We start from the raw sequence: 13,058 nt of genomic DNA, 5'->3' as shown, positions 1-13,058 counted from the left end.
AGGCAAGGTAATGATAAATTTGAAAGTTTAAAATTTAAGTTTCTCTTATTTTTATACAGGCGACGATTCGGTTATACTAAATAAGGAAACAAACATTGATAAAAAGCAGGTGTTACGAATGGGATTTTCAGAATCGGGAAATAAAAAGTTATGGAAACAAAAATATCCATTGTTGGAGCCAATTACAAACTTAGAACCCATCTTATGGCTAAATCAACGTATAAAGGAAGAGCAACATACCCCTGAACTACCTTTGACCAAGAAGGATATGTACGAAGCCGAAAAATTATGGAAGCGCTTTGTTCCATTTTTAAAGAAGGCCTTTTCAGAATTGGAAGAAACGGATGGACAAATTGAATCTCCGCTAAAACGTTTGGATTCATTAAAGCCGGTTCTTGAAGACTATTATCATTTTAATATAGATGGGAACTTGTATGTTAAATGCGATAATGAGCTTCCGATTGCAGGATCAATTAAAGCAAGAGGCGGATTCTACGAAGTGCTTCATTATGCAGAAAAATTAGCAATCGAAAATGGGTTGATGTCGTATGATGGAAATTATGAAGCATTTTTAAGTGAGGAATTCAAATCATTCTTCAAACAGTACTCCATAGGTGTTGGATCAACTGGTAATTTAGGTTTAAGTATAGGGATAATGAGTGCAGCACTTGGTTTTACTGTAACGGTGTATATGTCGGCGGATGCCAAACAATGGAAAAAAGATTTACTTCGAGAAAAAGGGGTTAGGGTAGTTGAATTTACTGGCGATTTTAGTGAAGCTATCCATGCTGGCAGGCAAGAAACAATTGCAGATCCAAAAGGTTACTTTGTAGATGATGAAAGCTCCAGGCATTTGTTTTTAGGCTATAGTGTTGCAGCACTTAGATTGGAAAAACAACTGGAAGAAATGGATATTAATGTAGATGCAGACAATCCGCTATTTCTTTATTTACCTTGTGGAGTTGGAGGTTCTCCTGGTGGCATTACATTTGGTATGAAACAATTGTTTGGAAATCATGTTCATTGTTTTTTTGCAGAACCAACCCATTCTCCTTCTGTTTTACTCGGATTGTTAACAGGGGAAAAGGATCAAATATGTGTACAGGATTTTGGGATTGATAATCATACAGAAGCCGATGGATTGGCTGTTGGCCGACCATCGAGCTTTGCTACATCCATTAGTGAACATCTTATAAGTGGTATTTATACAGTGGAAGATGATGCGTTATATAAAATACTTACAATGCTTGCCGATAACGAGGATCTCTACGTGGAACCATCCGCAACGGCAGGCCTTTTAGGACCGAAATATATATTAAAATCAACATATATAGAACAATATAATATCAATATAGATAACGCTACACATATTGCATGGTCAACAGGAGGAGATTTAGTACCTAATTTTGATATGAAACAATATTATGAGAAGGGAAAGATTTTATTGGCTTAAGCTCCGTTTGAAATTATAGTTAAAAATTTGTACCTCAAAAGATAAAATGTCTTCTTTCCTTTATTCCTTTGCTTTGAAAATAATTTTGGTAAAGTTATAATGAAAGAAGAAAAATAGTATGGAGAATGATGATTACACCATACAGGAGGAATGGATAAAATGTACTTCCCTTCAAAAAGAGATTTATGGATGACAATAGTGTTATGGGGTGTGCCACTACTAGGGGTTACCATACCTGCTGTGAATGGTGAAATGCTTGGGTTCTTTATTATGTTGCCATTATCATTATTCTTATTATGGTTTTGGTTTCGTACAGGTTATAAGATAGAAGATGAGATTATTATGGTGCGTTATGGTCCAATTAAAATGAAAGTACCCATCAATAATATACAAATGATTAAAAAGCGAAAAAATCCTTTTACAGCACCAGCCTTATCTACAGATAAGTTAGAATTAGTTTCCGGACGATTTGATGTTATTTCCGTTTCCCCTGAAGATCAGGAAGAATTTATAAAACAAATTCTGGAAATTAATAATGAAATAAAATTGGATAGTCGACTAAAGATTAGAAAGTAAATTGGTATGAAAAGGTAGGTTGTTGATATGATGAAAGTTGTCCAAAATATAACTGAATTAATTGGTGATACACCACTAGTTAAATTAAAAGAAATTGTACCTGAGGATGCGGCTGATGTTTATGTTAAACTCGAATCATTCAATCCCAGTAAGAGTGTGAAAGACCGAGCTGCATATAATATGGTAAAAGTAGCAGAAGATAAAGGATTGATAAAACCGGGAGATACAATTATCGAGCCAACAAGTGGGAACACGGGTATAGGATTAGCCATGATTGCAGCAGCAAAAGGATATACGGCAATCTTAGTTATGCCCGATAACAGCACGATGGAAAGAAGAAATATATTAAAAGCATACGGGGCTAGAGTTGTGTTAACGCCAAGTGATGAGAAGATGCCCGGAGCAATTCGTAAAGCTTTAGAATTGCAAAAAGATATTCCAGGGAGCTTTATCCCACAGCAATTTGAAAATACAGCAAATCCAGATATTCACCGCTGGACGACAGCAGTTGAAATATATGAACAGATGAACGGGAATCTAGATGCTTTTGTATGTACTGCCGGTACTGGAGGAACGGTTACGGGAACTGGAGAAGTATTAAAGGAGAAAATTCCTAGTATTCATACAGCAGTTGTAGAACCAGAGGGATCCCCTGTTTTGTCCGGAGGAGAACCTGGAAAGCATAAGCTGGTCGGTACAAGTCCAGGTTTTATTCCGGATATTCTCAACACAGAAATTTATGATGAAATTATACAAATAAAAGATGAGGAAGCTATTAAGATGTTAAGGCAACTTGCCCGAATAGAAGGTGTTTTTGTTGGGCCTTCGGGAGCAGCTTCTGTTTTTGCCGCAATGAAAGTCGCTAAACAGTTAGGAAAAGATAAACAGGTCGTGTGTATAGCCCCTGATTCAGGTGAGCGGTATTTAAGTATGAATTTATTTGATGAAGCGGACTAAAAGATGGTGTTGATGAACAATGTTCATTCCTATTTTTTAGGTTTTCTATAGCTATGATAAGTTAGTCTATGGAAGCAAGAACGAGGTTGGTACAAAACAAAAGCGTCCAGTCCAACTAAAAAACGTATATTTCCAAACTTAGCGCACGAAACATTCGTAGACTTCTGCAGTGATGTATGTTTGGAATTTATTTGTTAAAAACACGTTTGTACCAGCCTTATTATAGAACGATATTTATGAAGATGGTTAGTTATGTTCCTTTACACCGGAACATAACTTTTTTATGGTATTTTCGCTTACTTTCTCTTATTTGGTTACGAATTTATAGATTCATACGGTGGAGGTCCCCTGTATTGATGAATACTTTTCATTTTTTTGCTAAAAATAAAACGTAATTACCATTGTTAGGAGATGATCCTGTGAGTGAAAAGAAAAATGTAAACAAAAAGGAACAGCAATTAGAATCATCTATTAGAGATACCCGTAATCAAGAGATGATTTCCAATGAAGGGAAAAAGATCGTGGACGATGAAAATTCACTGACTGCCGGAGATCGTGGGCCGACCCTGATTGAAGACTTTCTTGCCAGGGAAAAGATAGCACATTTTGACCGGGAGAGGGTACCAGAACGGGTTGTACATGCACGAGGGACGGGTGCTTATGGAGAATTTGAATTGTATCAATCGATGAGTGATATCACCATGGCTGATTTCCTGCAGGATCCTTCCAAAAAAACACCGCTATTTGTGCGTTTCTCACAAGTAATCGGTTCACGGGGATGTAATGAAACGGTCCGTGATGTGCGAGGATTTTCGATTAAATTCTATACCGATGATGGGAATTTTGATATTGTGGCCATCAATTTCCCGATTTTCTTCATCCAAGATGCGATTAAATTTCCTGATTTGATTCACTCTGTCAAACCAGAACCTGATAATGAATATCCGCAAGGGCAAACGGCACATGATACATTTTGGGATTTTATGGGGAGTAATCCAGAGACGACCCATATGGCGATGTGGATTATGTCCGACCGGGCTATCCCTAAGAATTTTCGTACCATGGAAGGTTTTGGGGTTCATACGTATCGTTTTGTAAACAAAGAGGGCGTTGCTCATTTTGTCAAGTTTCACGTTAAGCCCGTACTGGGAGTTCATCCATTAATTTGGGATGAAGCGCAGAAGCTTGGTGAAGATGCCGATTTTCATCGCAGAGATCTTTGGACAAATATCAAAATGGGAAATCATCCAGAATATGAACTGGCTGTACAAGTTATTCGGGAAGATCAGGAATTTATGTTTGATTTCGATATTTTAGATCCGACAAAGTTTTGGCCGGAAGAGGATGTGCCGCTTCAAAAGATAGGAAAGGTAACCTTAAACAAAACGGTCGAGAATGCTTTTTCAGAAACAGAACAAAGTGCGTTTCATCCGGGGAATATTGTACGGGGAATGGATTACTCCAATGATCCGCTGTTGCAAGGGCGCTTATTTTCGTATACAGATACCCAACAGGCGCGAATCGGTGCAAATTACCAGCAACTTCCGATCAACAAACCAGTTTGTCCCGTTTTTAACAACCAGCGGGATGGTAACTCGCGTCATGTGATTGACCGTGGAAAAGTTTCTTATCATAAAAACTTATTGGCGGATAATACGCCGTCCGAGGTTTCGCCAAACAAAGGGGGTTTTGTTACGTATCCCTCCACCGTCGAGGGATTGAAACAGCGTAAAACAGCAGACTCTTTCAAAGATCACTACTCACAGGCAAAGCTTTTCTGGAACAGCATGACACCAGTGGAACGGGAGCATATTATTGGAGCCTATAGTTTTGAATTGGGAAGATGCCTTCATGTACCGGTACGTCAACAGATGGTGGATCGATTGGCAAGGGTCAGTACAGAACTTGCAGAGGCTGTTTCCCAAAATGTTGGGGTGACAGTACCAGACGTAGAAGAGTCAACGGTTACGAAATCGTCTCCAGCTATAAGTTTGATGAATACTAATTTTGTGGCGAAAACATTGAAAGTTGCTGTTTTTCTTGTGGAAGGTTTTCCCGGGAAGGAAGTGGATGATCTACTAAAACAATGGAAGGAGGCAGGCATGCACCCGGTTATTGTTAGCAATAAACTTGGCGAAGTAAGTGGCAGCGATGGAGTAACCTATCAGGTGGATCAAAGCTTCCTAACAGGATCGCCATTGAGCTATGAAGGGGTATATCTTGTTGGCGGTTCGAAAGTAGACGACTATTTTCTTTATCAAGCTCGTACCTTTATCATGAATATGTACAATCATTTCAAACCGATAGGAGCTAGAGGAGAGAGCGCTCACTTATTACAGGAAATGGGTATAGAAGGAATGCCAGGAGTTGTTATGGATATAGACTCTCAATTTGGGCAAACCTTTATCGATGCGATGGCTAAACAACGCTTTTGGGATAGGCCTAGTTATCTTTATAGCGTTTAAGGAAGACAATACATTCTGTCTGACCATTGTTAACAATTTATTTAATAAAGTGGGACTTAACATAGTCATTACGCTAATTCTTATATGCGGTGATAAAGTGTATTTTAGAAATTTTTAATATAAAACCAAAAAAGGAACAAATGTATTTATAACAAATAGAATTCGAACATATTACGCTTCGGAAATATACTCCGTGAACCTTAGGGTGGCTGGTGAGCCCCTTGTGCTCGTCGTGTTACAAGTGATTTCGAGGATCAGCACTCTTCGCAAAAGATTGCTATCGCACAATGGTGTCTCACCTATACCTTTCCTCCTAAATTCCCCCTATGTTTTCCTTCGCTAAGTCTGGAAATTTCATTTTTTAATTAAACGGCTTTGTTTCGCCCCATCTCTTAGTCAATACTGGTTGATATAAACGGTGTATAACAACTACGTAAGGTAAACATTTCTTGAGGTGAAGGAATGTTTACGATTATAATGAGTGATAGGGTAAAAAAGCATCCATGTGAATTATTTCGCAGCACAACACAAGCAAAGAAACACAATGAGAAAAGGCTAAGGACAAATGGAGAAATTAGCGGAACCGATTAACCAAAACGGGCATGAATTTGTTTATTATAATGCCCTGTATCAATACTTGCTAAAGGATGTATATGTTTATGTATGGTCAAACACGAAATATAATACAGCGTGTTCGTACCCCCGAGGGGAAATACAACTTCAACAACGCGGCAACCACTATGAAATCATAAGTAATGGTACTTTTTTAATGGCAACTTATAATGGAGAATCAGAAAGGCTCTTAGTAAGTGCTGCATTAAAAAACACAGTTGCTCCTAGAAAGGTGCTTGTTGGGGGATTAGGAGTTGGATTTTCTTTAGCAGAAGCTTTGTGCCATGAACAAGTCACTGAAGTAACAGTCATCGAGATAGAAAAAGCAATTATTACATGGAATCGAACTTATCTTGCGGCTTTTTCGAATCATGCATTAGAAGATTCCAGGACAACAATCATACAGGCTGATTTTCTTGAATGGATTAATGCAGCATCAGATAAATTTGATGTTATATGCTTAGATATTGATAATGGACCTGACTGGACAGTGACTGATTCAAATACGAAATTATATCAAACGAACACCCTTCATTTATTGGCGGGATTACTATCTTCCGGTGGGGTATTAGCTTTTTGGAGCGCTGCTTCATCACAAGCTTTTGTTGAAAAACTCAAAAAATACTTTGAAGAAGTACAAGAAATCCCTGTACCACAGGAAAAGGGGGAAGATGACTATATTTATCTCGCAAAAGTACCTTTTCATTTGTATGCTAATTAACATGTATGAAACGGTTTGTAATGTCTCTACCTCTGATTAGAAAAGCGTTTAAACAATAAGATCTTAAAGCCACTCATCGGCACAGTATAAGCAAACGCTCTGAATACGGTTCATATCTACTTACCCCATTGAATAAATAACCCATAAAGACTCGCTGCCATTGCTGCAACTTACCTATGAAAGAAATGGATACAAGTTGAATATCATCAGGACATGTAATACTTGATCGAATAGAAAATATCCGAGTCTTTTCATGTTATCCATTGGCCTTTGGGAAGGAAAATTAATAAAATTAGATGACATGGTTTTACATGGAGAGGTGGGCATGGTACACTTTATTCTTATGAAATCGTTTTTCCCCGTTTTATCTTTCACTACTACTCATGCTCGCAGAGGATCCATGTCAAGCCATAAACGTTTGCATATTGGAGGAAATTAATATGAGAAGTATTCAGAGCTGGATTGCTGAACGTTTACTCACACAATATAGTAACAAAAAAAGCTTTACGAATGAAGAATTGTACGCTAAATTTTTCAAAAAAAGACAAAATGAAAATGAAAAACCTTATGTCTTGCCAAAATATATTCAGAGAAAGTTTAATATTGAAAAACAAAAGTATGATGGAATGGAGTGTTATATCTTTAATCAAGAAAAAGTCACTTCAGAAAAATCCATACTCTATTTGCATGGAGGAGGATATATAGAACAACCTTCAATATACCACTGGCGTTTTCTTAGGAAATTAGCAAAAGAAACCAACGTTAAAATATACGTTCCCATCTATCCTAAAGCACCCAATCATCAATATAAAGAGTCATTTAGTAAAGTTCTTCCAATATATGAATGGATTTTAAAAACATCAAATAACAAAAATACCATCTTGATGGGTGACTCTGCTGGGGGAGGATTTGCATTAGCATTAGCACAATTGCTTTTGGAAAAAGAGCTACCACAACCTCGGCATATCATTTTACTTTCACCTTGGCTTGATATTACGATGAAGAACCCAGATGCTTATGCATTCGAACGTAAGGACCCAATGTTAGGCATTTATGGTTTGATTCAAATGGGGAAAGCGTATGCAGGAGATACTGACCCAAATAACCATTTACTAAGCCCAATAAATGGGAAGATAAATGGGCTGGGGGAAATTTCTTTATTCGTAGGAACACATGAAGTTCTTTTCCCCGATGCGAAAAAGTTAAGAGATAGGTTTACAACCCAAGGTATTAAAATGAATTATTTTGAATATGCGAAAATGAACCATATCTTTGTACTTTATCCTATTCCGGAGGCAAAAAAAGCGATCAAGGAAATTGTGAATATCATCAACAATATGTAAGTTGGAGGACGATTTATTAGAAATAACGTTGATCGTGAAGTTTCGTACATAAGTGAGAGCTGTTGTATTAAATTTTAATTGACTTTCTACCTATTGATAGGTAGAATTGAGGTGTTCCATAAATAAAATGAAAGTGAGGAAACGAATATGCAATTTCAAAATAAAACCGTGATTATCACTGGTGGAGGTACCGGGATTGGTCGAAAAACGACAGAATTATTCTATAACGAAGGTGCTAATGTCATCATCAATGGCCGCAGAGAAGAAGTATTGAAAACAACAGCTACAGAGATTGATCCGACTGGTCAAAAAGTAAGCTTTGTAGCAGGCGATATTAGTAATCCTGAAACTTCTAAAGAGCTGGTTAATAAAGCTGTTGAATTATTTGGCGGAGTTGATATACTGGTTAACAATACTGGAAAGTTTGTTCCGACTCCATTTACCGAATATACACCGGAAGATGTGCAATCTTATCTTGATGTGATTGTGAAAGGAACCGTCTTTACTTCCCAAGCAGTCATCCCAGAAATGAAAAAACGTGGACAAGGTGCCATTATTAACACTGGTTCTATTTGGGCAATTCAATCCGTAGAAGCAACACCGTCAGCTGCTTATTCTGCGGCTATGGCGGGAAGACATGCGCTTACCAAAAATATGGCGGTAGAATTAGCGGCAGATAATATCCGGGTAAATGCGGTGGCTCCTGCAGTAGTTGAAACGCCAATTTATAATAATTTTCTTTCTGAGGATGAAGTACCAGAAGTGTTAGGTTCATTTAATGAATTTCATCCTTTAAAAAGAAATGGACAACCAGAAGACGTTGCGAAAACTATTTTATTCTTAGCAAGTGAATCAGCTTCTTGGGTTACAGGAACAGTTATGCCTGTAGATGGAGGAGCTACAGCAAGACTGCGTTAATAATAAAGATACAGGTGATAGAATGGCCAAAAAAGAAAATACGGAAACAAAAATTATTGAAACAGGGGAAGTGCTCATTCAAGAACGAGGAGTAAATGGATTTAGTTTTGCTGATATTGCAAATATAGTGGGTATCAGAAAAGCAAGCATCCATTATTATTTCCCAACGAAAATAGACTTAGTGAAAAGTGTATTAGAACACTATATTAAACATTTTTTTACTTCTTTAGATGATCGTTGTTGTAATCTTCGTTCTCTTGAAGAGGTTCTTACTGCATATACAGAACAATTTAAAAACAGTTTACAGAAGAATTATCAAGTATGTTTATGTTCGATGCTATCAATGGAATCTTTTTCTTTGAATAATGAATTGCGGCAAGAGATCAATACTTTTTTTAATAAAAATGTATTATGGCTTCAAAAAAAATTAGAGGAGTTTCATATTCCAGAAGAACAGGCAAGTACGATGGCGAATCATCTATTTGTAGTAATTCAAGGAGCACAGTTGATTACACAAAATTTAAGAGATATCTCTTATTTTGATTCAGTTGCTTCTAAAGAAATTAATTCTATTTGTTCATGGATCGCCGATACGCCATGATGAAAAATAATTGTCCTTAGGCAGGCAAAATACGAATGAAATCTATTACTACCAGATCAATAGGAGGATGAAAGTAGAACACAGACTGTATAGTTTAATAAGCATTTATTTGAAAAAGACGAATAATTGTATATAATAAATTTCTTATAATTATGTGCTTGATCGATATTTTTACCAGACCCAGTGGAGTGATAATCGTGAAAAACAATCAAACAGCAAAAGAAGCTACGCGGCAAATCATATCAGCCTATAAGAGCCCGTCTGAAAGGACGAACGAATCCTTTGGTAGTATCCCTGGACGGAGGGAGTGGGGCAGGGAAGTCTACGTTGGCTGCTGAAGTTGCTTCACACATGGGAGCAACTGTCCTTCAGTGTGATGAGTTTTTCGACGCAACTATTGCTGACGATGAATGGGACACCTATACATTAGAGTTGAAGTGTCATAGGTGTATCGACTGGAAGCGCGTTCGTACGGGAGCATTGTTACCACTTATAACAGGTGAGACCGCTCACTTTCATCCTTTCTCCTTTTTTCAGAAAATGGCTTGTCACCGTCTTTTGTAACGAAAGAGCCTTCCATGGTCATTATTCTTGATGGTATTTATAGCTCGCTACCCGAACTATCTGATATTGTCGATGTTAAGGTCCTAGTGGATGTGTTACCCGAAGTTCGCCGTTATAGACATAATGTAAGAGAAGGTAATGATGATGAGGCTTGGCATCAACGATGGGATCCTGCAGAGGATTATTATTTTCCGTTTTGTGTCCACCAGTCTCATTTGATTTAGTAGTAGTTAATCAGTAGTGCGTTGTTTATAAGAGGCAGAGTAATGGCATATAGAGGAAAATTTGATGGGTCTGGTTTATTTCTTTATATATTAGATTTCGTTGATATCGTGTCATGATTTTAAATATCTATTTATAAATGGAAAGTAGGTTATCGATGACAAAATCAACCATACGTTTGAAATTTATCTAGTTTACATAATATTTATTATGGGAAGTTATAGGGAAAAATGAAAATTCCATCTCAATATTTAAGTATTCTTTTGATAGTGAGATATAATATAAAATACGTTATAGATAATTTGATTTAACTATAACGTAATTAGCAAGTTATTCACTCTCGATTTTATTTAACGGCTTTTTAGCTGGACCTTCCAGAACTTCACCAGTATAGGAGAATCTTGATCCATGACACGGACAATCCCATATCCCATGTCCGGTCACCGGAATTCCACGCAACTTCACATCCCATATGTGTGCATGTCGTATCAACCATGTGAAATGCATTGTTCTTATCTCTGTATACTCCAGTACGATTGCCGTTAATACGTGTAACCGTAGCTTCATCAGCGGAAAGTTCTTCAATGTTATTTTTGGTATATTCTAATTTACCTTTTATCATATGTTTTGCAACATCAGCATTCATTTGAATGAATTTACTTACGGCCGGGTCAGCTTGAAATCTGGATGGTGTATATAATGCTTTGTATGGATTATCCTTTTGTAAAATTTGATCAGTTAAGATTTGAGCTGCTATGGTTCCATTTGTCATGCCCCATTTGCGAAAGCCAGTTGCTACTAATATAGAGTTTGTTTCTTTTGTAACTGATCCGATATATGGAATTTTGTCCAGTGTTGTTAAATCTTGAGCTGACCAACGATAAACAAGGTTATTAATTCCAATATGGCTTTCAGCAAATTTCTTGAGTTCATTATAGTGCGTAATGGTTGATTCACCCTGGCCAGTCTTATGATTCTCACCACTGATTATCCAGAGTTCTTCTCCATTCATAGATGTACTTCGTATGGATCTTGTTGGCGACTCTGCATTAATATACATACCACCGGGGAAATCCTTTGCTGATTTAATGGCAATAACATAGGATCTTTCCGGATACATACGTGAGAAATAGAAACCTTCCTTATCATAAAATGGAAAATGAGATGCAGAAATTACATATTTACATGTGATCCGGTGCCCCCCACTCGTAACAATTGTAGGATGGTTGTTATGCTCCACATCTACAGCTGTTGTCTGTTCATAAAATTGTACCCCATTTTCTTTACTTTTCTCAGCTAGTGCCTTTAAATATTTTAACGGATGAAATTGTGCTTGATCTTTCATGATTAAAGCTGATTTTTGTGGGAGTTTGAAAGGAATTTTATCCGTTAGTTCGCTATTTATTTTGAGTTGATCATATGCTTTCTTTTCATTTTCCAAATGACTGAGATAAGATTCCGTATTGGTATAGATATAGGCATCTTCCTTTTTAAAATCACAATCAATTACGAGTTGGTCTATCGTTTGTTCAATGAATTGTTTTGCTTTCGCATTCGCTTGGTAATATAGGGAGGCTTTTTCTACGCCGAAATGTTGAATGATTTCATCATATATAAGCCCATGCTGTGCTGTTATCTTAGCCGTTGTGTGCCCTGTTGTTCCATTTAATATGTATCCTGCATCCAGTAATACTACTTTCAGATTTTGTTTTGCTAACAGGTAGGCTGTGGTTATCCCTGTGATTCCACCACCTACAATTCCAATATCGGCTTTTATAGATTCTTGTAGTTTAGGGAAAGTTGGTAATTTTACTGAATCACGCCAGTAGGATTTAGGAAATTGTGGTAATTGCGACATGTTAATGCAATCGCTCCTTTTAATCAATAGATAACTTTATTATTAACGTAAAATCTGTCTTTTATGTAATATTTAGCGTTTCAAACTGTAAAAGAAAGGGAATGAATTAATGATTAGGGGTGATTAATTTGAATAAACACTTAATAATAAGCGGACAAGTTCAAGGTGTCGGATTTCGGTACTCTGCCATGCAAAAGGCAATGGAATTCCAATTGACTGGTTGGGTACGCAATAAGAGTAACGGAACAGTTGAGTTAGAGGTTGAAGGTGAGGAGAAACAAATCAATTCATATATTGATGAATTAAAAAACGGTTTCAACCGATTTATCCAGGTAGACCATATGGAAATAACCTCTCAACAAGAAAAAGGATATGATAAATTTACAATAAAATAGTGTTTAAAAAAGCCGCGCATATCTTTCATAAGCAGCGGCTTTACTAATCTATTCTTCGTAAAATTTACGATTTAATTCAATAAATTTGTTTTCCTCTTCTGGTACTTCGTCTTCCATATATATAGCTTCAACAGGACAGACTGCTTCGCATGCTCCACAATCAATACAAATATCTGGATCAATATAAAACATGTCTTCTCCTTCTTCTATACAATCCACAGGACAAACTTCAACACATTCTCCTGATTTTTCCCCTATACAAGGTGATGTAATAACAAAAGCCAATTAAAACCCTCCTTCGTAACACTTCCTGAAATGTTCATGCTTTTATTATAACGCATCCTTATATATTATAAAAATAATAAAAGCATGC

12 protein-coding genes and 1 pseudogene are annotated in these 13,058 nt (G+C 36.9%); 11 read left to right on the top strand and 2 right to left on the bottom strand.

The features are described 5' to 3' along the window. Positions 1-118: 118 nt before the first annotated feature. From dsdA to KFZ56_RS10900, 10 genes are all read left to right on the top strand, one after another. Positions 119-1,453: a D-serine ammonia-lyase gene (gene dsdA, locus KFZ56_RS10945; RefSeq protein ID WP_222641967.1), complete on the top strand. Its 1,335-nt coding sequence runs from the start codon at positions 119-121 to the stop codon at positions 1,451-1,453. Positions 1,454-1,642: 189 nt separating this feature from the next. Then, on the top strand, positions 1,643-2,029 hold the full coding sequence (locus KFZ56_RS10940) for a PH domain-containing protein (RefSeq protein WP_255585119.1): 387 nt from the start codon (positions 1,643-1,645) through the stop codon (positions 2,027-2,029). A 30-nt stretch (positions 2,030-2,059) separates the two neighbouring features. Further along, a complete protein-coding gene (cysK, locus tag KFZ56_RS10935; protein WP_222641966.1) occupies positions 2,060-2,986 on the top strand; it encodes a cysteine synthase A in 927 nt (308 codons plus the stop codon). A gap of 419 nt (positions 2,987-3,405) precedes the next feature. Next, a complete protein-coding gene (locus KFZ56_RS10930) occupies positions 3,406-5,451 on the top strand; it encodes a catalase (RefSeq protein ID WP_309228292.1) in 2,046 nt (681 codons plus the stop codon). A gap of 565 nt (positions 5,452-6,016) precedes the next feature. After that, complete coding sequence (locus KFZ56_RS10925) at positions 6,017-6,784, top strand: spermine/spermidine synthase domain-containing protein (protein WP_222641965.1); 768 nt, start codon at positions 6,017-6,019, stop codon at positions 6,782-6,784. Positions 6,785-7,224: 440 nt separating this feature from the next. Further along, positions 7,225-8,127, top strand: coding sequence for an alpha/beta hydrolase fold domain-containing protein (locus tag KFZ56_RS10920; RefSeq protein WP_222641964.1), 903 nt, complete (start codon positions 7,225-7,227; stop codon positions 8,125-8,127). 147 nt (positions 8,128-8,274) lie between these two features. Continuing rightward, the gene (locus tag KFZ56_RS10915; protein WP_222641963.1) at positions 8,275-9,045 is read left to right on the top strand and encodes an SDR family NAD(P)-dependent oxidoreductase; all 771 of its coding nucleotides are present in this window, start codon (positions 8,275-8,277) and stop codon (positions 9,043-9,045) included. Positions 9,046-9,067: 22 nt separating this feature from the next. Next, positions 9,068-9,646, top strand: a complete 579-nt coding sequence (locus tag KFZ56_RS10910) for a TetR/AcrR family transcriptional regulator (protein WP_222641962.1) — start codon at positions 9,068-9,070, stop codon at positions 9,644-9,646. 282 nt (positions 9,647-9,928) lie between these two features. After that, on the top strand, positions 9,929-10,210 hold the full coding sequence (locus KFZ56_RS20060) for a (d)CMP kinase (RefSeq protein ID WP_222641961.1): 282 nt from the start codon (positions 9,929-9,931) through the stop codon (positions 10,208-10,210). Beyond that, the gene (locus tag KFZ56_RS10900; protein WP_222641960.1) at positions 10,192-10,434 is read left to right on the top strand and encodes a hypothetical protein; all 243 of its coding nucleotides are present in this window, start codon (positions 10,192-10,194) and stop codon (positions 10,432-10,434) included. The genes KFZ56_RS20060 and KFZ56_RS10900 overlap by 19 nt, the downstream gene beginning before the upstream one ends. Before the next feature lie 328 nt (positions 10,435-10,762). On the opposite strand, the pseudogene KFZ56_RS10895 reads toward KFZ56_RS10900, so the two are convergent. Beyond that, positions 10,763-12,296 (bottom strand): annotated as a pseudogene (locus tag KFZ56_RS10895) (FAD-dependent oxidoreductase). 113 nt (positions 12,297-12,409) lie between these two features. Here KFZ56_RS10895 and KFZ56_RS10890 point away from each other — a divergent pair. Next, entirely contained in the window at positions 12,410-12,685 is a 276-nt protein-coding gene (locus KFZ56_RS10890; protein WP_309228291.1) for an acylphosphatase, read from the top strand. A gap of 48 nt (positions 12,686-12,733) precedes the next feature. Here the strand turns inward: KFZ56_RS10890 and fdxA are convergent, their stop codons facing one another. Beyond that, a complete protein-coding gene (gene fdxA, locus KFZ56_RS10885) occupies positions 12,734-12,970 on the bottom strand; it encodes a 4Fe-4S ferredoxin (protein ID WP_222641958.1) in 237 nt (78 codons plus the stop codon). Positions 12,971-13,058 lie beyond the last annotated feature (88 nt).

This window comes from Virgibacillus sp. NKC19-3 (assembly GCF_019837165.1).
Classification (GTDB): domain Bacteria; phylum Bacillota; class Bacilli; order Bacillales; family Amphibacillaceae; genus Virgibacillus_L; species Virgibacillus_L saliphilus.
The sequence above is the reverse complement of the archived record's forward strand: the minus strand, read 5'-3'. Positions and strand labels throughout refer to the sequence as shown.

Bases quoted from the DNA above. Each gene is read 5' to 3' on its own strand.
- dsdA (WP_222641967.1), top strand. From the start codon at position 119: ATGGGATTTTCAGAATCGGGAAATAAAAAGTTATGGAAACAAAAATAT.
- KFZ56_RS10915 (WP_222641963.1), top strand. From the start codon at position 8,275: ATGCAATTTCAAAATAAAACCGTGATTATCACTGGTGGAGGTACCGGG.
- KFZ56_RS10910 (WP_222641962.1), top strand. From the start codon at position 9,068: ATGGCCAAAAAAGAAAATACGGAAACAAAAATTATTGAAACAGGGGAA.
- KFZ56_RS10940 (WP_255585119.1), top strand. From the start codon at position 1,643: ATGACAATAGTGTTATGGGGTGTGCCACTACTAGGGGTTACCATACCT.
- KFZ56_RS10925 (WP_222641965.1), top strand. From the start codon at position 6,017: ATGGAGAAATTAGCGGAACCGATTAACCAAAACGGGCATGAATTTGTT.
- cysK (WP_222641966.1), top strand. From the start codon at position 2,060: ATGAAAGTTGTCCAAAATATAACTGAATTAATTGGTGATACACCACTA.
- KFZ56_RS10920 (WP_222641964.1), top strand. From the start codon at position 7,225: ATGAGAAGTATTCAGAGCTGGATTGCTGAACGTTTACTCACACAATAT.